We start from the raw sequence: 22975 nt of genomic DNA, 5'->3' as shown, positions 1-22975 counted from the left end.
GGCCGCTCGTTTCCCGTTGTTGTCCTTCTGAACCGCACTCCACCGAACGCTCAAACGCGCCTTGCCGCCTGGTTCCCGGCGCTCCGTCCCTCCTGATCCCTACCTGCTTCAAGCCCGCCTCTTTTGCTTGCGCGAGCGGTTTGGCCGCGGCCGCACGCCATTCATCGTCTCAGTCTGTTTGCAGATGTCTTGTCTAGACAAAGATTTCACCAGCTCTCCCGTCGGCTCTTCACTCCCGTAGCCTAATTTCCGCCATTTTCGCCAGGGTAACTACTAACCCGCGTTTGATCGAAACGAGTTGTATATACAACTTGGCGGCGGTAGACTTAGTCCACGTTGCAGCGCTCATTGGACCTCCGCGGGCGCAGCCCTCCAGCTTGCTATCCAGACTCGACGGACTCGAACAAATGAACCAACCGAACTTCACCGACCCGCGCCTCGACCCGACCCGCACGATCCGCGCACCGCGCGGCAGCGAGAAGGTCTGCAAGACCTGGCTGGCGGAAGCCGCCTACCGGATGCTCCAGAACAATCTGGACCCCGAAGTCGCCGAGCATCCGCATGCGCTCGTGGTGTACGGCGGCATTGGCCGTGCCGCGCGCAACTGGGAGTGCTTCGACCAGATCCTCGCGTCGCTCAAGGACCTGAACGAGGACGAAACGCTGCTGATCCAGTCGGGCAAGCCCGTGGGCGTGTTCCGCACCCATGCGGACGCCCCGCGCGTGCTGCTCGCGAACTCGAACCTCGTGCCGCACTGGGCCACCTGGGAACACTTCCACGAACTGGACCGCAAGGGCCTCATGATGTACGGCCAGATGACGGCGGGCAGCTGGATCTACATCGGCTCGCAGGGCATCGTGCAGGGCACCTACGAGACGTTCTATTCGGTCGCGAACCAGCACTTCAACGGCGACCCGAAGGGCCGCTGGATCCTCACGGGCGGTCTCGGCGGCATGGGCGGCGCACAGCCGCTCGCGGCGACGATGGCCGGCTTCTCGATGATCGCGGTGGAATGCGACGAGACACGCATCGACTTCCGCCTGAAGACGCGCTACGTGGACCGCAAGGCCAAGACCATCGACGAGGCGCTGGCCATCGTCGAGGAAGCGAAGAAAACGGGCAAGCCGGTTTCGGTGGGCCTGCTCGGCAACGCCGCCGACGTGTTCGCCGAGTTCGTGAAGCGCGGCATCACGCCGGATTGCGTGACCGACCAGACGAGCGCGCACGACCCGATCAACGGCTACCTGCCGCAGGGCTGGACGGTCGAGCAGTGGCGCGAGGCGCAGAAGGTCGCGCCGGAAAGCATCGTGAAGGTCGCGAAAGAATCGATGGCCCACCAGGTGCGCGCGATGCTCACGCTGCAGGAGCGCGGCGCGGCCACGCTCGACTACGGCAACAACATCCGCCAGATGGCGCTGGAAATGGGCGTGGAAAACGCGTTCGATTTCCCGGGCTTCGTGCCGGCGTATATCCGCCCGCTGTTCTGCGAGGGCAAGGGCCCGTTCCGCTGGGTGGCGCTCTCGGGTGACCCCGAGGACATCTACAAGACCGATGCCAAGGTCAAGGAGCTGATCCCCGACGATCCGCACCTGCACAACTGGCTCGACATGGCGCGCGAGCGCATCGCGTTCCAGGGCCTGCCCGCGCGTATCTGCTGGGTGGGCGTGAAGGATCGCTACCGTCTGGGCCAGGCGTTCAACGAGATGGTCAAGAACGGCGAGCTGAAGGCGCCGGTCGTGATCGGCCGCGACCACCTCGACACCGGCTCGGTGGCGAGCCCGAACCGCGAAACGGAATCGATGAAGGACGGCTCGGACGCGGTGAGCGACTGGCCGCTGCTCAATGCGCTGCTGAACACGGCGGGTGGCGCGTCGTGGGTCTCGCTGCACCATGGCGGCGGCGTGGGCATGGGCTTCTCGCAGCACTCGGGCGTGGTGATCGTGGCGGACGGCACGCAGTCGGCGCACGAGCGTCTGGGCCGCGTGCTGCTCAACGATCCGGCCACGGGCGTGATGCGCCACGCGGACGCCGGCTACGAACTCGCACAGCAGACGGCGCGCGAGGCGGGTCTCAAGCTGCCGATGCTCGGCCGATGAGCGGCGTGAAAGCGGTAGGCGGCGCGGTGCAGGCCGCCAGGCTCACGCTGCTGCGTGGCGCGGCGCTCGTGGCGTCGCCCTGGAAGAACGGCGGCGGCGTCACGCGCGAAATCGCGGTGGCGCACGTGACATCGCGTGCCGGTGCATCACTGGACGCGTTCGCGTGGCGCGTGAGCGTGGCCGATGTTGCGCAGGCGGGGCCGTTCTCGCGTTTCGAGGGCGTCGATCGGACGCTGGTGCTGCTCGAAGGCGCGGGCATGCTGCTCGACGAAGCGGGTCGCACGCATGTGCTCACGCAGCCCCTCGACGTCGCGCATTTCGCGGGGGAAACGGCGATCGACGCGCGCCTCGTGAACGGCGCCACGCGCGACTTCAACCTGATGGTGCGCCGCGATGCGGCACGCGGCACGCTCGAAGTATGGCGCGCGAACGAGCGGCGCAGCATGCATGCGCAAACGGTATTGCTCTACTGCGCGCAAGGCGGGCAGGACGTGCGCGTGGATAACGAACGCCACGTGCGCCTCGAGGCGGGCGACACGCTGCGCATCGATACGCTCGACGCGAAACGCCCCTTGCATATCGAAACGCGCGGCGCGGGCGCCTTGCTCGCCGTGGCGCTCGATGTGCTGGACGCACCGCGGCAAGACACTATGGAAACGGCATCGCGCGATGCTGTGCATACCTGATGAAACGCACTCTCTGGCAAAACCTCAACCTGTGTCCGCATGGCGATCCGGGCCACGTCGTCGAGAATGCGGCGATTGCCGTGGAAGACGGCAAGATCGTATGGCTCGGCGCCGCTGCCGAACTGCCCCCGTCATTCACCGAGTGGCCGTGCGAGGACCTGGGCGGCGCCTGGGTCACGCCCGGTCTCGTGGATTGCCACACGCACCTCGTCTACGGCGGACAGCGCGCCGATGAATTCGCGCAGCGTCTTGCGGGCGTGAGCTACGAAGAAATCGCGCGGCAGGGCGGCGGCATCGTCTCGACGGTGCGCGCCACGCGCGCAGCCGACGAAGCCGCGCTGTTCGCGCAGTCGGCCACGCGCCTCGAAGCGTTGCTCGCCGAGGGCGTAACGGCCGTCGAGATCAAATCGGGTTATGGCCTCGATCTGGCGAGCGAGCGCAAGATGCTGCGCGTCGCGCGTCAGCTCGGCGAGCGTTATCCGGTCACGGTGCGTACCACGTTTCTCGGCGCGCACGCGTTGCCGCCCGAGTTCGCCGGCCGCGCCGACGACTATATCGACGAAGTGTGCGAACGCATGCTGCCCGCGCTCGCCGACGAGGGGCTCGTGGACGCCGTCGATGTGTTCTGCGAACGAATCGGCTTCTCGCTCGCGCAGAGCGAGCGCGTGTTCGAGGCGGCCGCGCGGCGCAAGCTCGCGGTCAAGATGCACGCCGAGCAGCTTTCCAATAGCGGCGGCGCGGCACTCGCGGCGCGTCACGGCGCGTTGTCCGCGGACCATCTCGAGTTTCTCGACGAAGCGGGCGTCGCCGCCATGAAGCAGGCGGGCACCGTGGCGGTGCTGCTGCCGGGCGCGTACTACTTCATCCGCGAAACGCAGCTTCCGCCGCTCGACTTGCTGCGGCGCTACGAGGTGCCGATCGCCATTTCGACCGACAGCAACCCGGGCACGTCACCGGCCACCTCGCTGCTGCTCATGATGAACATGGCGACCACGCTGTTCCGCATGACCGTGCCCGAGGTGTTGCAGGGCGTGACGCGGCATGCCGCGCAGGCTTTCGGCGACGCCGGGCGTCACGGCACGCTCGCGGCTGGCCGTCCCGCGGACTTTGCCGTGTGGACGGTGCAGTCGCTCGCGGAACTGGCTTACTGGATCGGCCGTCCGCTCTGCGCACGCGTGGTGCGTGGCGGCGAGACCGTCTTTGAGCGTCGCGCATTTGAGCGCCGCGTTTGAGCGCTATTTCAAGCATGAATCACACCATCGAAACGAATCCGACTTCGCGCGCGCTCTTCGCCGAGTACGCTTATTTGCCCGACGGCTGGCGCCGCAACGTGCTGCTCGAATGGGACGCCGCGGGAATGCTGCACAACGTGACGCCCGATCTGGCGCAAGCGCCTCGAGGCGTCGCGCATGCGGCGGGCCCGATCACGCCTGGCATGCCTAATCTTCATTCGCATGCGTTTCAGCGTGCCATGGCGGGCCTCACCGAATATCGCGCGAACCCCACCGACAGTTTCTGGAGCTGGCGCGACCTGATGTACCGCTTCGCGGCGCGCATCACACCCGACGATCTTGCCGCGGTCGCGAGCTGGCTCTACGTGGAAATGCTCAAGGCGGGCTACACGTCCGTCTGCGAGTTTCACTACGTGCATCACGCGCAGGACGGCCAGCGTTATGCGAGCCCCGCCGAACTGGCGCAACGCGTGGTGGACGCAGCGGGCGTGACGGGCATCGGCATGACGATGCTGCCCGTGCTCTATCAATACAGCGGCTTCGGCGCACAAGCGCCGCGCGACGATCAGCGGCGTTTCATCAACACGCCGGAACAGTTGCTCGGCATCGTCGAGGCGCTGCGTGCGTGGCGGCCCGAGCACGGCGCGCTGCGCTACGGCGTTGCGCCCCATTCGCTGCGCGCCGTTTCGCACGACTCGTTGCGCACGCTGCTCGAAGGCCTGGACCACGCGCTTCCTGGCGCGCCCGTGCATATTCACATCGCCGAGCAGACGGCCGAAGTGGAGGCGTGTCTCGCGACCGAAGGCGCGCGGCCGGTGCAATGGCTGCTCGACCGGTTCGACGTGAACGCGCGCTGGTGCCTCGTCCATGCCACGCATATCGACGCGCGGGAGACCGCCGCACTCGCCCGGAGCGATGCGATCGCGGGCCTGTGCCTCACGACCGAAGCGAATCTCGGCGACGGCATTTTCCCCACGCGCGACTATCTCGATGCGGGCGGCGCGTTCGGCGTGGGCTCGGACAGTCATATCGGCGTGGACTGGCGCGCGGAGCTTCGCTTGCTCGAATACGGCCAGCGGCTTTCGCGGCGCGAACGCAACGTGCTCGCGTCGCCCGAGAATGCACAGGTTGCCGACCGGCTGTTCGACGCGGCGCTCGCCGGCGGTGCCGCTGCAACGGGGCGCAAGGTCGGCGCATTGAAGGAAGGCGCGCGCGCCGACTGGCTCGTGCTCGACGCCCAGCATCCGAACCTCGCCGAACAAAAGCCGCTCACGTGGCTCTCGTCGGTCGTCTTCTGCGAGCATGGCGAAACGCCGGTGCTCGACGTCTATACCGGCGGCGTCAAGGTCGTGGAAGCGCGACGCCATCGCGACGAAGCACGCCTGTATGCCGACTATCGCGCGGCGCTCGCCAGGCTGCTGGCTGATGACTGAACGGGCCCGAACGCACGCGCCATTCACGAGACAACTTTCCATGACCGATATCTTTTCACTGGAACGCGGCAACGCGCCGCTCATCATTTCGATCCCGCACCTGGGCACGCACATTCCCGCTGCGATGCACGGCGAGTACACGGACGTGGCCCTCACTGTCGCCGATACGGACTGGCATCTCGATCGCCTTTACGCGTTTGCGAAGGAAATGGGCGCGACCGTGCTCGGCGCGCGCGTTTCGCGCTATGTGATCGACCTGAACCGCCCGCCGAACGACGAGAGCCTCTATCCCGGCCAGACCACCACGTCGCTGTGTCCGACCGAAACGTTTCGCGGCGAGCCGATCTACCGCGACGGCTGCGTGCCCGACGCGTCGGAGCGTCAGCGTCGCGTGGAGACATTCTGGCGGCCGTATCACGACACGCTCGCCGCCGAACTGAAGCGCCTGCGCGCGGCGCACGCGAATGTGCTGCTGTGGGAGGCGCATTCGATCGCGAGCGTGCTGCCGCGTCTGTTCGACAACAAGCTGCCTGACCTGAACATCGGCACCCAGGACGGCCGCACGGTGAACCCGGCGGTGCAGGCGCGCGCAGAACGCGCGGCGGCGGCAAGCGGCTATACGTGGATCGCGAACGGACGCTTCAAGGGTGGCTACATCACGCGCCAATTCGGCGCGCCGCAGGACGGCGTGCATGCGATCCAGCTGGAGATGTGCCAGTCGGTTTACATGAACGAAACGGCGCCGTTCGATTATGTGCCCGCGCTCGCCGAGAAAGTCCAGCCCGTGCTGCGCGAGATGGTGGGCGGGGCGCTTGCGGCCATCGATGACCTGTCTCGTTCGCGGCCGCAGGCTGGCTTGTGAAGACGGCGGTGGCGGTCTGCTGCGAACGACTCCAGACTGGCGAGGATCCCGTTTGCGATGCGTTCCAGCGTCAACCTCAGTCGCGCTCCATTTCGACTTCTGCCCGCAGACTCTCTGTATCGCGATAAATGGAAGCTACGGCGACGACACGTCCGTCTCGCTTGTAGCGCAGGAAACAGTCGCGTCCTGCAATATCGCCGTCAACTGAAATCTCGTCCCAGCTGTCCGCGTGCCCGAGATAGTTGATCGGGACATCGTAGTGCTGGCTCCAGAAGAATGGCACGGCGTCGAACTTCTCACGTCCGCCAATCAGGTTCAGCGCCGCCGTTTGGCCCTGGCGCTGCGCGACGACCCAGTGCTCTACGCGAATTGCCGTGCCACTGTGCGGGTCGGGCCAGCGAGCGATGTCGCCGGCAGCGAAGACGCCTGGCGCGCTGGTCTGCAGGCAGGCATCGACCACCACGCCGCGGTCGATCGCGAGGCCGGCTTGCTCGGCCAGCGCCAGTCGTGGCCGCACACCGACGCCGACCACCACCAGATCGGCCTCCAGGCTGCCACCCGCTTTGAGCGATACCTGCTGCGTATCGATCGCGCTGGCGGTGTTGCCGAGGTGGAAGACGACGCCGTGTTCTTCATGCAAGCGCTGCACGAATTCACCCATCTGTGGCCCCAGCACACGTTCCATCGGCCGCTGCTCCGGCGCCACGACGTGTACCTCGAGTCCACGCGCGCGCAACGATGCCGCCACTTCCAGTCCGATGAAGCTGGCGCCGATGACAACCGCGCGCCGCGAGTTCTCCGCGCGAGCGATGATGGCGCGGCAGTCGGCCAGTGTGCGAAGCGTATGCACATGCGGCAAATCCATGCCGGGGACAGGCAGGCGAACCGCTTCGGCCCCCGTGGCCAACAGCAGGCGGTCGTAGGGGACCTTGCTCCCATCCGCGAGCTCCACTTCCTGCGCGGCGATGTGAAGGCGTGAGACGCCGGCGTTGAGCCGCAGGTCGATGCGTTGGTCTGCGTAAAAAGCCTCATCTCGAAGCGGCACCCACTCCTCCGGCGCGCTGCCGGCCAAGTAGTCTTTGGAGAGGTTGGGCCGGTCCACCGGCGGCGCCGCGTCGTCGCTCAGCATCGTGAGACTGCCCGCGTAGCCGAGGCGCCGCAGACGCTCGGCCGCAGCAAAACCTGCCGCCCCCGCGCCGACGATCACGATCTTATGCGGCGCTCCGGCCGGCGAAGTCACGGAACCGGCGGGCGGCGCTTTTTTGTGCAGTACGACAATCTTGTCACCCCGGATCTCGGTAGCCCAGCAGGCGACAGGGCTGAGCGCAGGCGCCCGCAGCGCTTCTCCCGAACGCAGGCTGAAGCACGCGTGATGCCATGGGCACCGTACCGTGTCCCCGACGATCAACCCTTCGGCGAGCGGGCCGTGGTAGTGAGTACAGGCAGCGTCGATAGCGAAGAATTCATCGCCGCGCCGCGCAATCAGCACCGCATCATTACCGACGTGTCCCGACAGCAGGCCAGCTTCGCCGAGTGATTCGATGGGCACGCCTTTTGCCAGATCGGGACCGCTTTCATTCGATGCCTCACCACTCATGTCGACCTCCACGGGTACGTGACCCAGCTAATGCATCACCACCGGCGTCCTGGGCAGAGGCCGCCGCTTTCAATGGTAGTCCACGTTGATCAGAACACCGCCGCCGGCGGCAACCACAAACAGCAGCTGGCATCGGCAGATATCCGTCTGCTTTCGGAATCCTTTCGGTCATCGGAAAGCCTCGTGCTTCCGGCATTCGGCTGGCACCTGCGGTGAGGCGAGGGGTCCCTGGGGAAATCCGTTCGCGGGTCGCGTGAACATGTTGTGGCATGATTTCAAACTCTGCATCTGCCGTTTCGTTCGTTTTCCGCGCAGTGAAACAAGGTGGATCGATGATCGATGACGTCAACCACGGTTTCAGTCGCAGCCGCTCGCACTGGCATTCGCGCAGTGCGTCTCTCCGCCATGCAGCCGGCGATACGCTCACGCGTGCTGCGTGGGTCACTGTCCTGATCGCGTTGCCCGGCTGCACGGTTGGCCCCAATTACCGTACGCCCGCGCCACCCGCGACCGGCACGTACACGTCCACGCCGCTACCCGATCAAACGGCCTCGGCGCCGGGCGCTTCGGGTGTCCCGCAACAGTTCGTGGCCGGCCTCGACATTCCTGCCCAGTGGTGGACGCTCTATCATTGCGAGCCGCTCGACGCGCTGATTCGCGAAGCGCTCGCCAACAGCCCCAACGTTGCCGCGGCGCAAGCGGCGCTCAGGCAGGCCGGCGAAAATCTTCGCGCGCAAATCGGCACCACGCTGTATCCGTCAGTCGATGCAAAGGCCAATGCCACGCGCGAGAAGTTCAACGGCGTCACGTTCGGCGAGCCGCAGCTCACGGAACTGCTGAACCTCTATAACGCATCGGTGAACGTCTCGTACAACCTCGATGTGTTCGGAGGCGGAAGGCGCGAACTCGAATCGTTGCGCTCGCAGGTCGATTACCAGGGCTTTCAGTTGCAAGCGGCGTATCTTGCGTTGTCCGCGAACATCGTGACGGCGGCCATCAAGGAAGCCTCGCTGCGCGAGCAGATCGAAGCGACCGCGCGCATCGCCGACGACGAAGACGCGCAGCTCGGCATCATGCGCAAGCAGCTCGAACTGGGCGGCGTGAGCCGCGCAACGGTGCTTGCACAGGAAACGCTGGTGGCGCAGACGCGCGCGACATTGCCGCCGTTGCATCAGTCGCTCGACCAGACGCGTCACCAGCTCGCGGTCCTCGCGGGCAAGCCGCCGAGCGATACGGACGTGCCCGAGTTCCGGATGTCGATGTTCACGCTGCCGCAAACGTTGCCCGTCAGCGTGCCGTCTTCGCTCGTGCGGCAGCGGCCCGATATTCTCGCCGCCGACGCCACGCTGCATCAGGCGAGCGCCCAGGTCGGCGTGGCGACGGCGAACATGTATCCGCAGCTCACGCTCTCCGCGAGTTACGGCCCCGAGGCGCTGACTCCCGCGGGCCTTCTTAAGTACGCCGACATGATCTGGAGCATCGGCGCAGGCATCACACAGCCGATCTTTCACGGCGGCCAGTTGAGCGCGCAAAAGCGCGCGGCGGAAGCGGCATTCGACGAGGCCAACGCGCAATACCGTCAAACGGTGCTGCTCGCATTCCAGAACGTCGCCGATACGTTACGCGCGCTCGAGCACGATGCAACCGGCCTGAGCGCGCAGACGCAGGCATGGCGTGCTGCGAGCGATTCGCTCGACCTGACGCGCGGCCAGTTTCGCATCGGCGGCGTCAGCTATCTGGCGCTGCTCGATGCACAGCGCCAATACCAGCAGACCGTCGTGAATCTCGCGCAGGCGCAGGCCGCGCGCTATGCGGACACGGCGGCGCTGTTTCAGGCGCTCGGCGGCGGCTGGTGGAACGACACGGCGACGAGCCAGGCAGCCCAGCCGACTCCGGCTGCGCCGAAATGAATCCTTTTGCAATGGCCGCCCCCGCCAGGACATGACGATGACGACGAAAAAGCCGATGGCAAAGCGGATGATCATCATGCTGATCTGCGTGGGCATACTGCTCGCCGCGCTGGTCGGCTTCAATCTGTTCAGGGCGCACATGATCCAGAAGTTCATGGCGAGCAACGCCGCGCCGCCCGCCACCGTCACGGCCGCTATCGCAGGCTATCAAACATGGCAGCCGCAGCTTGTCGCAGTGGGCAGCCTGCGCGCGGTGCGCGGCGTCGACGTGACGACGGAAGTGGCCGGGCTCGTGCGCGAGATCGCGTTCAACTCGGGCCAGGAGGTGAAGTCAGGCCAGGTGCTCGTGCGCCTGAACGACGATTCGGACCGCGCGCAGCTCGCGTCGCTGCAGGCAGCGGCGGACCTTGCGCAAACGGTCTACAAGCGCGACAAGGCGCAGTTCGACATTCAGGCGATTGCGAAGGCGCAGCTCGACGCCGACGCGGCGGACCTCAAGAGTAAAAGAGCCCAGGTCGATCAACAGGCCGCCCTCGTCGTCAAGAAGACGATTCGCGCACCGTTCGCGGGACGCGTCGGCATCACGACCGTCAACCCGGGCCAGTACCTCAACCCGGGTGACGCCATCGTCACGCTGCAGGCCATCGACCCGATCTACGCCGACTTCTTTCTGCCGCAGCAGCAGCTCGGCCAGTTGCAGGTTGGCCAGACCATCGTCGTCGATACGGATGCGTTCGGCAACCGCACGTTCGACGGCAAGATCCGCTCGATCAATCCACGCGTGGACAGCACCACGCGCAACGTCCAGATCGAGGCGACCGTCGACAATCGCGAGCGCAAGCTGCTGCCCGGCATGTATGCGAACGTGAAGATCGAGGCGGGCGGGGCGCAGCGCTATCTGACCTTGCCGCAAACGGCGATCACCTATAACCCGTATGGCGCGACCGTGTTCGTCGTGAAGCCCGGCGAACAAAAGAATGCACAAGGCAAGATCATGCCCGTCGCGCAACAGGTGTTCGTCACGCCGGGGCCGACGCGCGGCGACCAGGTCGCGATTCTCAAGGGCATCAGCGAAGGCACGCAGGTCGTGACGAGCGGCCAGCTGAAACTGAAGAACGGCACGCCCCTCGTGATCGACAACCGCGTGCTGCCTGCGAACAGCCCGAACCCGACGCCTCAGGAACAATAGAAGAGCGCGCGATGAAATTCACCGACATCTTCATTGAACGGCCGGTCCTCGCATCGGTGGTGAGCCTGCTGATACTCGTGCTCGGCTTGCGCTCGCTTGCGGCGCTGAAGGTCAGCGAGTATCCGCAAACCGAAAACGGCGTGGTGACGATCACCACCGCGTACTACGGCGCGAGCGCCGACACGATGGCGGGCTTCATCACGCAGCCGCTCGAAGCTGCGATCGCACAGGCACAGGGTATCGACTACATGTCGTCGACGAGCACCACGGGCGTCTCGACGATCACCGCGACGCTGCGGCTCAATTACGACTCCAATCGCGCGCTCACAGAGATCAACACGCAGATCGCATCGGTGCGCAACCAGTTGCCGCCGCAGGCGCAACAGCCTGTGCTGACCGTGCAAGTGGGTCAAACCACCGACGCGATGTACATGGGTTTTTACAGCAACGTGCTGCCGAGCAACAACGTCACGGATTATCTGCTGCGTGTCGTGAAGCCGAAGCTCGATTCGGTCCAGGGCGTGCAGACGGCGGAAGTGCTCGGCGGCCGTCAGTTCGCGCTGCGTGCATGGCTAGACTCGGGCAGGCTCGCCGCGCACAACGTGACGGCCGCCGACGTCTTCACGGCGCTCGGCAACAACAACTATCTGGCGACGCTTGGCACGACCAAAGGACAGATGATCAGCGTCGATCTGAATGCGGGCACCGACCTGCATTCCGTCGAGGACTTCAAGAAACTCGTCGTCACGCAGAAGAACGGCGCGATCGTGCGCCTCGAAGACGTCGCGAACGTCGTGCTCGGCGCGGACAATTACGACTTCAACGTCGCGTTCAGCGGCAAGCGATCGGTGTTCATCGGCATCAAGGTGGCGCCCGATGCGAACGTGCTCGACGTCGCGAAGCGCGTGAAAGCGATCTTTCCGGATCTGCAGAGGCAGTTCCCGACGGGCATGACGGGCGACATCGTCTACGACGCGACCGACTTCATCAACACGGCGATCGCGGAAGTGGTGAAGACGCTCGTCGAGGCGCTGCTGATCGTCACCGTCGTGATCTTCCTCTTCCTTGGGAGTTTGCGCGCGGTGATCGTGCCCGTGATCGCGATGCCGCTCTCGCTGATCGGCACATTCTTCGTGATGCAGGTGCTCGGCTATTCGATCAATTTGCTGACACTGCTTGCGCTCGTGCTCGCCATCGGCCTCGTCGTCGACGATGCGATCATCGTGGTCGAGAACGTCGACCGGCATATGAAGGAGGAGGGCCGGCGGCCTTTCGAAGCCGCACTGATCGCGGCGCGCGAACTCGGCGGCCCGATTCTCGCGATGACGGTCGTGCTGATCGCCGTGTACGTGCCCATTGGCTTTCAGGGCGGACTGACTGGCGCGCTGTTCACCGAGTTCGCGTTCACGCTCGCGGGCGCCGTGACCGTGTCGGGCGTGATCGCGCTGACGCTTTCGCCGATGATGTGCTCGCGCTTTTTCCGCATGGACCAGCAGTCGGGCCGCTTCCCGCGCTTCGTCGACCGGCAGTTCGAGCGTGTGCATCACGGCTACCGGCGTCTGTTGCATGCGATGCTCGACACGTGGCCCGTGTTCGTCGTGATGGGCGCGCTGCTCCTGTGCGGCACCGTCTATCTCTTCATGACGTCGCAAACGGAGCTCGCCCCTCAGGAGGACCAGGGCATCGTTCTGTCCCAGGTCCAGGGGCCGCCGAACGCGACGATCCAGCAGATGCAGACCTACGCCGATCAGGTCTTCGACATCTCGAAGCAGTTGCCCGAATACGCGCAGATGTTCCAGCTCACGGGCGTGCCGACGCTGAACCAGGGCATCGGCGGCGTGCTCTTCAAGACGTGGGACAAGCGCAAGAAGGGCGCGACCCAACTACAGCAGGAGTTGCAGCAGAAGTGGAACGGCATCGCGGGCGCGCGTGTCGCCGCATTCCAGTTTCCACCCCTGCCGGGCGCGCAAGGATTGCCCGTTCAATTCGTCATCAGCACGACGGAGCCGTTCGAGAACCTCAATGAAGTTTCGCAAGCCGTGCTGCAAAAGGCCCGCGCGAGCGGCATGTTCTTTTTCGTCGACAGCGATCTGAAGATCGACAAGCCGGAAAGCGTGTTGCTCGTGGACCGCGACAAGGTCGCTTCGCTCGGCCTGACGCAAAGCGATGTCGGGCAGACGCTGGGCGCGGCGCTCGGCGGGAACTTCGTCAATTACTTTTCGATTGCCGGCCGCTCGTACAAGGTGATTCCGCAGGTGCTGCAAACGGACCGGCTGAACCCGTCGCAAGTGCTCGACTACTACTTGCGCACACCCAGTGGCAGCGTGATTCCCGCATCGACGGTCACGCATCTGAAACACAACGTCGTGCCCGAGTCGATCAATCACTTCCAGCAGCTCAATTCGGCCACGATTTCCGGCGTGCTCGCGCCGGGCATCTCGCAGGGCGAAGTGCTCGACTTCCTGCGCAAGGCCACCACCGACGTCGCGCCGGCGGGATATACGGCCGATTATTCGGGTTTGTCGCGCCAGTTCGTGCAGGAGTCTGGCGGCTTCGTGACCACGCTGCTGCTGGCGACGATCATCGTGTTTCTCGCGCTCGCCGCTCAGTTCGAGAGCTTTCGCGATCCGGTCGTGATTCTCGTGTCGGTGCCGATGGCGCTGTTCGGCGCGCTGATCTTCATCAACGTGGGACTCACGACGCTCAACATTTATACGCAGGTGGGCCTCGTCACGCTAATGGGCCTCGTCAGCAAGCACGGCATTCTGATCGTGCAGTTCGCGAACGAACTGCAACGCGCGGGGCGCGCCAAGCGCGAAGCACTCGAAGAAGCGGCGGGCGTGCGCTTGCGGCCGATCCTGATGACGACGGCCGCGATGGTGCTGGGCGTCGTGCCGCTCGTGATCGCATCGGGTGCGGGTGCGGCCGGCCGCAACGCGATGGGACTCGTGATCTTCACGGGGATGTCGATCGGCACGCTGTTCACGCTGTTCGTCGTGCCCGCGATGTATATGTTCCTCGCCGCGGACCATCATCGCGACAGGGAGCATCCGGAGCAGACCTGAGCAACGGAAGCGATTTCAGGACTTTCTGGACGTTTTCGCCACGAAGGGTGTGGGGATGTGCTGAACCTTCTCGCTGCCACACTTCGGGCAAGGCGGATGAGCGGATTCATGTTCAGCAAGATGCTCGGCATGCTCGAACATCTCACCACACTTTTCGCACCTGTACTGGTAAGTCGGCATGGTATTCCTCTAACGAGAATCCGGGCGAGGACCCATTCCAGTGCAGGCAATGGGTCCGCTATTCGGTGTCGGCTCGCGCCGCACAGCTAGTGCTTGCGATGCATCCAGCTCATATGATGCGTGTCGAGCCACTGGCTGAGGTTCTCGCCCGGGTGTTCGCGCCTGTAGCGACGGGACAGGGCCATGGCAACGACAACGAGAACCACAAGGCCAACCCAAAAACTGATCATTGACTGAGTCATGGCAGCCTCCTTTTGGAATGCAACCATGCATTGAATTCTAGTGCCGAGGCGGCGGAATTCGCCCCGAAAGTTGTCGTAGCGGTCATTTCAGGCCAGAACGCGCAGCAGGGCCGTACCCCGCGCGGTCTCCTGAACGTTGGCGAGTTATGTAGTGCTTGCACAATTCACCGGGCAGGGCAAAGGCCACATTGTGGCAAGCCAATACGTTCCGCAGCGCCATCACACCTGACTAGACCGCGCGCATTCGCGTGACGATCGATGAGATCGTCTTTGCGTTCGGTGGATAGCGGCAATCGGCGCCAGCCATTCTGGCGTATGTCTGTCGGCCCGGGCAGGACGCTATTGACGGTAATGCCCGTGCCGGCAACGGCTTCGGCCAGCCCGCGCGAGACCGCAAGCTGCGCCGTTTTCGTCATCCCGCAATGGATCATTTCAGTGGGGATCTCGGGTCTTGATCGCGGGATGCCGCCTGGAGGTTCAGGTGCGCGTAATCGAGGCGCCGCCATCGACGAGCGATGCGGTGCCGGTGACGAACGACGAATCGTCCGACGCGAGGTAGAGGACCGAACGTGCGAGTTCTTCCGGCTTCGCGACGCGCTTGAGCGCATGCAGTCCGGTTACGAACGCCTGCGATTGGTCGGTGTCGTTCATGCCGCGATACATGTCCGTGTCCACGGCACCCGGCAACACCGCGTTGACGCGCACGCCTTGCGCGCCATACTCTGCCGCGAGCGCCTGGGTCAGGCCGATCAGCCCGGCCTTGCTCGCCGCGTAGGCTGCCGTGCCCGGAAACGCGAACGAATAGCCGACGAACGTCGACGTGAAGATGATCGATCCGCCGCCGCGCTTCAGCATTTCGGGAATCTGGTGCTTCGCACCGAGGAAGGCACTGGTCAGATTGGTCGCCAGCGCAGCATTCCAGCCAGCCTCCGAAATGCCGGTGCTCGGGCCCATTTCGCCCAGCGTGCCGGCGTTGTTGTAGGCGATGTCCAACCGGCTGAAGCGGTCCACTGCGAGCGCGACCAGCGCCTTCGCGAAGTCCTCCGACTGAACGTCGCCGGCCAGATACACGGCTTCGCCGCCTTCGCCGGTGATCTCCGCAGCGAGCGTTTCGAGTTCCGCCGCGCGCCGCGCCGCAAGGACCACCTTGGCGCCTTCCTTCGCGAACAGTTTCGCCGTTGCACGGCCAATCCCTGAACTGGCGCCGGTCACGATGGCGACTTTTCCTGTCAAGCGTTGCATTTTCAATCTCCTGAAGTCCTGCGTTGGCCAGTGCCCTGTGCCCCGGCCTGTGAGCGAAATATAGGCTTCAGTTCTACTTGCGGAAAGGCATAAAACATGGTCCTATCATTCAGCTTTTATGAATGTTCGGAGAGGGTTATGGACCGCTTGCGCGCCTTTGAGGTTTTCGTGACGGTGGTGAGTCGCGGCGGCTTCGCGCGCGCAGCCGATGCGCTCGACACGTCGCCCGCCAACGTCACCCGCTACGTGAATGAACTGGAAGCGCATCTGGGCACGCGCCTGCTCAATCGCACGTCGCGTACGCTATCCCTGACCGAGGGCGGCGAGACGCTCTACGCCCGCTGCAAGTCCATTCTCGACGATGTCGCGGAGACGGAAGGGCTTGTTTCATCGGGATCGGTCGAACCGCGTGGAAGACTGCGCATCAATGCGCCCGTCAGCTTTGGGATTTTGTATCTGGCACCGCTGTGGCCCGAGTTCATGCGCAAATATCCCGGTATCGAGCTTGACGTCGCGCTGATCGACCGCGTCGTCGATATCGTCGATGAAGGCTACGATCTCGCGATTCGCATCTCACGCGCCGGCTCCACTAGCCACGCAGCCCGCAAGCTGGCGACGTCGCAAAACATCCTGTGTGCGTCGCCGGCGTATCTGGCCCGGTTCGGACAACCGGCCATACCCGCGGACCTGATGCAGCATCGCTGCGTCGGGTACACCTATGCAGCCACCGGCGATGAGTGGCAACTCATCGACCGTGGCGGCAAGACCCACGCTGCGAGGGTCGACTGCCATATGCATACCAACAACGGCGACACGGCACGCGCGGCAGCGCTCGCTGGGCAAGGTGTGATCTGGCAACCGACGTTCCTGATCGGCAACGATCTGCGTGCCGGCAACCTCGTTCGCGTGTTGCCGGAGTACCGCCTGCCTGAGATCGACGTACTCGCTATGTATCCGAGTCGTCGACATCTGAGCGCCAGAGTGCGCGTCATGATCGATTTCCTGGTCGAAGCATTCAGCGGCGTGCCGCCATGGGATCGGGGCGGCTGAACTTGTGCAGTGGTCGCACCAGGCTTGCAGGCAGAAGTGGTCTTCCGAACGACACTGCCACAAATTACCGGTGCCGGCCAACAAGCGTCGTCTGCTAAAAATCTGTCGCGCATCTGCCGATTTGATCGCCCTGCGCCTATAGTTCATGAAGCCTGTCTGAATGGGCATTCGTGCGCCAGACCGCGTAGTCATCGGATTCCGGTGTAGTTGCTACGGGAGCGCTTCAACGCGACAGTTCCGACGCATCCAACATCCCTGTCTACACTCATTGGAGTGCGAATCATGACCTATGATCCCGCCGACACTGCGGTAGTGTTCACCGATCCACAGATCGACGTACTCAGTCCACACGGGAAGAATTGGGGCGTTCTTGGCGCAAGCGTGACGGAAAACAAGACCGTAGAAAACATGCTCGCAATCTTCAAGGCAGCGAAAGCCGGGAAGTTCAGCGTCTTCATCTCCCCCCACTATTTCTACCCAACTGACTCTCGATGGCAATTCAATGGCCCGCTTGAGACGGCTGAGTTCGAGACGGGAACGTTCGCACGAACGGGAGCGCTGAACCTGAGCGGGTTCGAGAAGTCGGGGGCCGACTGGCTGGAGGAATTCAAGCCGTTCATCGACGATGGTGAAACGATTGTTGTGAGCCCACACAAGGTCTTCGGTCCACAGACCAATGACCTTGCGTTACAACTTCGCAAGCGCAATGTGCAGAAAGTCGTGCTGGGCGGCATGCTAGCCAATATGTGTGTCGAAGCACATCTGCGCGATCTGATCGAGCACGGGTTCGAAGTGATCGTCGTCGCTGACGCCACGGCGGGGCCGCGCCATCCAGTGTGGGGTGACGGTTATAAGGCCGCACTCGTCAACTACGCGTTTCTCGCCCATGCTGTCGTCACGACGCAGGACGTCGTGCAAGCCATGGCGCAAAGATAGTTGCAGTGGCGGCCGATGCAGGCCTCCATTGAGCACGGCACACGACGCGCTTGGGGCCGGTATCGGTGGCGGACCGTGGTTGGGCGTTTGAATTGCCGGACTGCCTGGGAGTGGGTAATGAGCGGAATACCTTGGGCACGCCACTCGATTCATGAGCATCAGAGCCACCTTGGTTGGGACCAGACGCTACAGCCTGTGTTGACCGTGGCTCCTGGTGAAACGGTCGAGTTCTTTCCCGTCGACGCATCGGGTGGGCAACTCACTGCCGGTTCGAGCGTCGACGACATTGCACGGCTGGACTTTGCAAGGGTGAATCCGGTTGTTGGCCCGGTGTATATCGACGGAGCTGAACCGGGCGACGCCGTGAAGGTCACACTGTTGTCGTTCGCTCCTTCGGGTTGGGGGTGGACGGCGAACATTCCCGGCTTCGGCTTGCTCGCAGACGAGTTTCCCGACCCGGCCCTGCACATCTGGAAATACGAGGCGGATCTGAAGACCCCGGCCATGTACGGCCCTGGTGGACGTGTGCCCTTGAAGCCGTTTTGCGGCACGATCGGCCTCGCCCCGGGAGAACCGGGTTTGCACAGCGTGATTCCACCACGTCGTGTCGGCGGCAACATGGATATCCGCGACGTCGGCGCGGGCACAGCACTCTATCTCCCCGTGGAGGTGGAGGGCGCGCTATTCTCGCTGGGCGACACGCACGCCGCACAAGGCGACGGCGAGGTATGCGGGACGGCCATCGAGAGCCCCGTAGCACTGACGGCGAAACTCGACCTGGTCAAAAACGCTAACCTCGCGTTTCCCCGCTTTACAACGCCGGGCCCTGTCAGCCGTCATCTCGATGCAAAGGGCTACGAAGTCACCACTGGCATCGGTCCAGATCTGATGGAAGGCGCCCGGGCTGCCGTCTCCGGAATGATCGACATTCTGGCGCGACAACATCACATCAGCGCAATCGATGCTTACCTGTTGTGCAGCGTTTGCGCCGACCTGCGCATCAGCGAGATCGTCGACCGGCCCAACTGGGTTGTTTCCCTCTACTTCCCGCGAATCGTATTCGAGTGAGTTCTCAAAAGCGGTTCTCCGTCTCCTGGCAAGCCAGCGAATCCGTTTGTGCGGCTTCGCACACTACGCTCAGCCGGTTGGAGCCACGACCTATCGGGTTTACCTATCCTCGATGGTATCTCGTGGCTTCGCCCGACGGCATGGACGATGCGAAGAATCCATCCCGGCCAGTGGGCGACGAACCGTCGCGATGTCGAGGCGTCCGCCACGAAGAGCGGGCGTGCCACGAGTCGGCATCGCCATCGTGGAGGGGACATTCGCCATGAAATTTATTGTTCAATGGAAAGGTGAGCCGGCAATGCAGCAGGCTGCAATTGAGCGTTTCATAAAAACAGGCGGTCAGCCGCCTGACAACGTCACGATGCTGGGCCGCTGGCATGCAGCCGGCGAGTTCAGGGGCGTTGCAATTGTTGAAGCGACGGACGCCAGCGCAGTCGCGGCAATGACAGTCCAGTGGGGGGATGTCTTCACGTTCACAACGGCGCCTGCACTAACCGACGAGGAACTCGGTGCTGTTCTGGCATCTCAGCAACGGTCGGCAAACTGAGATCCACAAGCGTTGGATGGCCGGGCCTGGAGCGCGTCGGGAGGGCGCGCTCAGAGCATATCCACGTCATGCCTTTGTCAGCAACCTGACGTCCGGCGTCAATGCGGTTGAGCAGGGGTCATCAGATCAGTGACAAAACATTACCAAGTCCAGGCCTACGTCAGGATGCACCCGGCGCAGGACTGCTCCGGCATGACGCGCAAGCCCGCCGTGTCATGGTTCTTGTTCGCCCCAACGGGATCCCAATCCTCGAAACCTGGTACCTGCGGATTTGTAAACACAGCAGGGCGCCAGGCGGGTAGGATGCGCAGTTGAGTACTGCATGCCAGTTCACGAGCCATCTCCAGATTTCGGAAGACGGACGACCTCGACGGTTTTGTGACTTCCAGACAGGGCTACAGGGCGGACCATGGACACGATGTATTCGATTTCTGGCGGTCTCCGATTCTCTCTCGTCCTCATCAAGCCGACCCATTACGACGACGACGGCTACCCGATCCAGTGGCTCCGCTCGGTCATGCCTTCCAATACACTCGCCTGCATGTATGCGCTCGCTGATGACGCGCGCAAGCGAAACCTGCTGGGCCCTGGCGTCCATTTCGAGATCGAAACATACGACGAAACCAACCAGCGGGTGTGGCCAGAGCGCATCATTCGTGACCTGAAGGCAAAGGGCGGGCGATCGATGATTGGTCTGGTGGGTGTCCAGTCGAACCAGTACCCGCGCGCACTCGACCTCGCCCGCCAGTTCCGTGCCGCGGGCTTGCCGGTTGCGATCGGTGGCTTCCACGTTTCTGGCTGCATCTCGATGCTGCCCGAGATGCCCGCTGAGCTTACGGAAGCGCAAGCAATGGGGGTGGCGCTCTTCGCTGGGGAGGCCGAGGAACGGCGTCTTGATGAGGTCCTTCTCGACGCGTGGAATGGTGCAATGAAGCCCCTGTACAATTTCATGGACACGCTACCCTCGCTCGAAGCGGCTCCCCAGCCCTTCTTGCCGCGCAAGCATATCGAACGCACGGCAGGTACCTATACCTCGGTTGACCTCGGTCGCGGCTGCCCGTATCAGTGCTCGTTTTGCACCATCATCAACGTGCAGGGGCACAAGAGTCGCTTTCGCACCCCCGACGATCTCGAAAAGATCATCCGCGAGAACGCAAAGCAGGGTATCGACCGGTTCTTCGTCACGGACGACAATTTCGCCCGCAACCACGACTGGGAAATCCTTCTCGACCGCGTCATCGAACTTCGGGAGAAGGAAGGCATTCACTGCGGCTTCACGATCCAGGTCGACACGCTCTGTCACAAGATTCCAAACTTCATCGAGAAGGCAACGCGCGCGGGTGTGCGTCGCGTGTTCATCGGGCTTGAGAATATCAATCCCGAGAATCTGATCGCGGCCAGGAAGCGGCAGAACAAGATCACCGAATACCGCGCCATGCTGCAGAAGTGGCGCGCCCACGGCGCGATTACCTACGCTGGCTATATCATTGGATTCCCGGCCGACACGAAAGAATCGATCTTGCGCGACATCGAGATCATCAAGCGTGAATTGCCAATCGACATTCTGGAATTCTTCATGCTCACCCCGCTTCCGGGCTCCGAGGATCATCAGACGATGGTGAGGAACGCTGAATGGATGGACCCGGACATCAACAAATACGATACCAACCACCGGGTCACGCACCACCCGAAAATGCCGGACGCTGAATGGGAAGAAGCGTATCGGTGCGCCTGGAGCGCGTTTTACTCGTACGAGCACATCCGCACGATCGTCAAGCGGGCAGCGCAGATTCCGAATGGCCGACCGAAGACGATCATGCGCACAATCGCCTGGTTCAGACTGATGATCGAGCACGAGGGTGTGCATCCTCTCGAAGGGGGAGCCCTGCGAATGAAACACCGCCGTGACCGCCGTCAGGGGTTGCCGGTCGAATCGCGGCTTCGCTTTTATCCGCGCTACTGGAGTGAGACCGCTGTCAAGTTGACAAGATATCTGCGTTTCTATTTCAGGACAGAAGCGATCCTCAGGGACGTCATGAAGGCACCGGAACGCTACGCCTACACGGATATTGCCATCACGCCGCTGCAGGAAGAGGAGTTCGAGCAGCTCGGACTCTTTCACGCCACTAGCGGCGGCGAGGCAGCGCTCGCTGTCCACCACCGGCGTATTGCCATCCGGTCATCGGGTCCGTCTGCAGCTTGATGAGAAACTACCTGGTTTCTGATCTGGCAGGCTGCTGAAACAGCTCCCGCCGTCGTCATTGGAGCGCGCAGCGGATGGCTTCACCGAGGCGACGGCATCAATTCGATGCGAACCCTAACCTACGCGGCTAGTGCCTTCGCTGCAATCCGTAAATTTCAGTTTAATCGATACGTAAACATGGCGTCCTAGACTGCCGTAACAACTTAGGATGACCAATAATCAGCCTGTCCGATGCATGCTCAACGGTCAGGTCGTCGCCGGACTACTCAGGTCTCTCCTCCCCATCGTTGTTAATGCAGTGAATGGCGGTTACGCCGAGGGAGTCTACCGTGAACGTCCAGACCACGCACCGGCGGGCTGTTCCAGGCCCGCGTCCTTTTCCTCATTTCCCGATTAAAATTGCAGCGCAAATAATGGCAACCGCGCTGTGCTTCACTGCGGGTTGTGCTTTCGCTGCCTGCGAAAAAGAGGCCGCGGCAATGTGTGCGCAAGGTGATCCGCGGTGCCTCGATGGCGCAGCGAAATCAGTCGAGCAAGCAGTCAACGATTGCAAAACGCCGGAAGGGCGAATTCAAAGCGCCTCCTTGTGGCAGGCAACGCCAAGCTTCTTCGACAACGCACCGCACGAGCACGAGTTCTGGCGATGCGTGGCCCAGCAATGCGACACGCCCCAGTCACCCGGGAAATAAAGTCGAGTCTGCATTTTTGGTTGCTTTGGCGAAGTCCCTCATGGGTGTTCGAGTGCTGCCTCGGTGGGCAGACGAGTGTCCATGGGAATAGCCGCCCCTGACGGCAGGTCGGTGCTGGTGCACGCCCAAGAATCGGATGAGGGCGCGGGGTATGTTTGGTTCTATCAGCGCGCTCCCCCCATCCGTAGTGGGTGGCGGAAAAGCCGAACTGCTGCTGCAGCACAAATGGACTCGAACTGGCAGACCTGGCTCCTGCGAATCGTCGGCTCGGCCAGGTTGCGGGCAGTCGCAGTTCGTCGCGCGTATACCACGGCCACCATATAAAGTGGTAGAGGAGCGGGCTTCCGACCTCCCATCCTTCGAATCGATTTTCGCTTCTTCGGCGTGGGTCTGGGGAAATGCGTGTTACGTAAAGCAATGTAGCGGCCCCAAAAATAAATATTCCAGATTCTCTTGACGAGCGGATCTTGGGGTTGCATAATTCGCCTCCCTTCTGATGCGGGGCGCAAAAAAGCGGCGAATAAAAACGCTGCTTTGAGTGAAGCGATCTTTAAAAATTTACAGCCGATAAGTGTGGGCGCTTGATGCGGTGGCGACCTGATGTCGTTCTTCGGAGTGAAATCAGGAGCAGCAAAAGTATCAAGAGTCTCACACTAAAGTAAGTCAGGTTTTTGAAGCAATTCAAATTCCTGTCAGCTTTGAGTGAGCGACCGGTCTCGAGAGAGACCGAAAACAGTAACAGGTATTG

General features: G+C 62.9%; 18 protein-coding genes and 1 pseudogene. 14 read left to right on the top strand and 5 right to left on the bottom strand.

Translation table 11 applies throughout. The features are described 5' to 3' along the window. Nucleotides 1–407: 407 nt before the first annotated feature. From hutU to hutG, 5 genes are read left to right on the top strand one after another with little or no spacing between them, the layout of a single operon-like run. Complete coding sequence (hutU, locus tag AB4Y35_RS27050; RefSeq protein WP_368706786.1) at nt 408–2096, top strand: urocanate hydratase; 1689 nt, start codon at nt 408–410, stop codon at nt 2094–2096. Continuing rightward, nucleotides 2093–2782: a HutD family protein gene (locus AB4Y35_RS27045; RefSeq protein ID WP_368706785.1), complete on the top strand. Its 690-nt coding sequence runs from the start codon at nt 2093–2095 to the stop codon at nt 2780–2782. The genes hutU and AB4Y35_RS27045 overlap by 4 nt, the downstream gene beginning before the upstream one ends. Next, nucleotides 2782–4014, top strand: a complete 1233-nt coding sequence (hutI, locus tag AB4Y35_RS27040; RefSeq protein WP_368706784.1) for an imidazolonepropionase — start codon at nt 2782–2784, stop codon at nt 4012–4014. Before AB4Y35_RS27045 ends, hutI begins: the two co-directional genes overlap by 1 nt. A 14-nt stretch (nt 4015–4028) precedes the next feature. Continuing rightward, nucleotides 4029–5447 (top strand): formimidoylglutamate deiminase, encoded by a 1419-nt coding sequence (locus AB4Y35_RS27035; protein ID WP_368706783.1) that lies wholly within the window; start codon nt 4029–4031, stop codon nt 5445–5447. A 40-nt stretch (nt 5448–5487) separates the two neighbouring features. Beyond that, nucleotides 5488–6309, top strand: a complete 822-nt coding sequence (gene hutG, locus AB4Y35_RS27030; RefSeq protein ID WP_368706782.1) for an N-formylglutamate deformylase — start codon at nt 5488–5490, stop codon at nt 6307–6309. 76 nt (nt 6310–6385) lie between these two features. Here hutG and AB4Y35_RS27025 read toward each other — a convergent pair whose 3' ends face one another. Next, nucleotides 6386–7906: an FAD-dependent oxidoreductase gene (locus AB4Y35_RS27025; protein ID WP_368706781.1), complete on the bottom strand. Its 1521-nt coding sequence runs from the start codon at nt 7904–7906 to the stop codon at nt 6386–6388. Between the two features lie 332 nt (nt 7907–8238). Here AB4Y35_RS27025 and AB4Y35_RS27020 point away from each other — a divergent pair, with 332 nt between their 5' ends. The 3 genes from AB4Y35_RS27020 to AB4Y35_RS27010 are packed head-to-tail and all read left to right on the top strand — an operon-like array spanning nt 8239 to nt 14070. Then, on the top strand, nt 8239–9816 hold the full coding sequence (locus AB4Y35_RS27020; protein WP_368706780.1) for an efflux transporter outer membrane subunit: 1578 nt from the start codon (nt 8239–8241) through the stop codon (nt 9814–9816). A 37-nt stretch (nt 9817–9853) separates the two neighbouring features. Next, the gene (locus AB4Y35_RS27015; protein WP_368706779.1) at nt 9854–11005 is read left to right on the top strand and encodes an efflux RND transporter periplasmic adaptor subunit; all 1152 of its coding nucleotides are present in this window, start codon (nt 9854–9856) and stop codon (nt 11003–11005) included. 11 nt (nt 11006–11016) lie between these two features. Continuing rightward, on the top strand, nt 11017–14070 hold the full coding sequence (locus AB4Y35_RS27010; RefSeq protein WP_368706778.1) for an efflux RND transporter permease subunit: 3054 nt from the start codon (nt 11017–11019) through the stop codon (nt 14068–14070). Between the two features lie 15 nt (nt 14071–14085). On the opposite strand, the gene AB4Y35_RS27005 is transcribed toward AB4Y35_RS27010, so the two are convergent. From AB4Y35_RS27005 to AB4Y35_RS26990, 4 genes and pseudogenes are all read right to left on the bottom strand, one after another. Beyond that, nucleotides 14086–14250 (bottom strand): zinc ribbon domain-containing protein, encoded by a 165-nt coding sequence (locus tag AB4Y35_RS27005; RefSeq protein ID WP_028208948.1) that lies wholly within the window; start codon nt 14248–14250, stop codon nt 14086–14088. Nucleotides 14251–14336: 86 nt separating this feature from the next. Continuing rightward, a complete protein-coding gene (locus AB4Y35_RS27000; RefSeq protein WP_342925275.1) occupies nt 14337–14492 on the bottom strand; it encodes a hypothetical protein in 156 nt (51 codons plus the stop codon). Between the two features lie 320 nt (nt 14493–14812). Then, nucleotides 14813–14938, bottom strand: a pseudogene (locus AB4Y35_RS26995) (oxidoreductase); the annotation flags it as partial. Between the two features lie 31 nt (nt 14939–14969). Beyond that, nucleotides 14970–15734: an SDR family oxidoreductase gene (locus AB4Y35_RS26990; RefSeq protein ID WP_368706777.1), complete on the bottom strand. Its 765-nt coding sequence runs from the start codon at nt 15732–15734 to the stop codon at nt 14970–14972. A gap of 138 nt (nt 15735–15872) precedes the next feature. Between AB4Y35_RS26990 and AB4Y35_RS26985 the strand changes: the two genes are divergently transcribed. The 6 genes from AB4Y35_RS26985 to AB4Y35_RS26960 all read left to right on the top strand — a co-directional run bounded on the left by AB4Y35_RS26985 (nt 15873) and on the right by AB4Y35_RS26960 (nt 22227). Next, entirely contained in the window at nt 15873–16784 is a 912-nt protein-coding gene (locus tag AB4Y35_RS26985) for a LysR family transcriptional regulator (protein WP_368706776.1), read from the top strand. Nucleotides 16785–17066: 282 nt separating this feature from the next. Beyond that, a complete protein-coding gene (locus AB4Y35_RS26980; protein WP_368706775.1) occupies nt 17067–17720 on the top strand; it encodes an isochorismatase family protein in 654 nt (217 codons plus the stop codon). Nucleotides 17721–17837: 117 nt separating this feature from the next. Next, nucleotides 17838–18788 carry an acetamidase/formamidase family protein gene (locus AB4Y35_RS26975; RefSeq protein WP_368706774.1) on the top strand — a complete coding sequence of 317 codons (951 nt, stop codon included), beginning with the start codon at nt 17838–17840 and terminating at the stop codon, nt 18786–18788. Between the two features lie 262 nt (nt 18789–19050). Next, on the top strand, nt 19051–19335 hold the full coding sequence (locus AB4Y35_RS26970) for a DUF3303 family protein (RefSeq protein WP_342925270.1): 285 nt from the start codon (nt 19051–19053) through the stop codon (nt 19333–19335). 409 nt (nt 19336–19744) lie between these two features. Then, entirely contained in the window at nt 19745–21538 is a 1794-nt protein-coding gene (locus tag AB4Y35_RS26965; protein WP_368706773.1) for a radical SAM protein, read from the top strand. A 329-nt stretch (nt 21539–21867) separates the two neighbouring features. Continuing rightward, the gene (locus AB4Y35_RS26960; protein ID WP_368706772.1) at nt 21868–22227 is read left to right on the top strand and encodes a hypothetical protein; all 360 of its coding nucleotides are present in this window, start codon (nt 21868–21870) and stop codon (nt 22225–22227) included. Nucleotides 22228–22975 lie beyond the last annotated feature (748 nt).

This window comes from Paraburkholderia sp. EG286A, assembly GCF_040965375.1.
GTDB lineage: Bacteria > Pseudomonadota > Gammaproteobacteria > Burkholderiales > Burkholderiaceae > Paraburkholderia.
The sequence above is the reverse complement of the archived record's forward strand: the minus strand, read 5'-3'. Positions and strand labels throughout refer to the sequence as shown.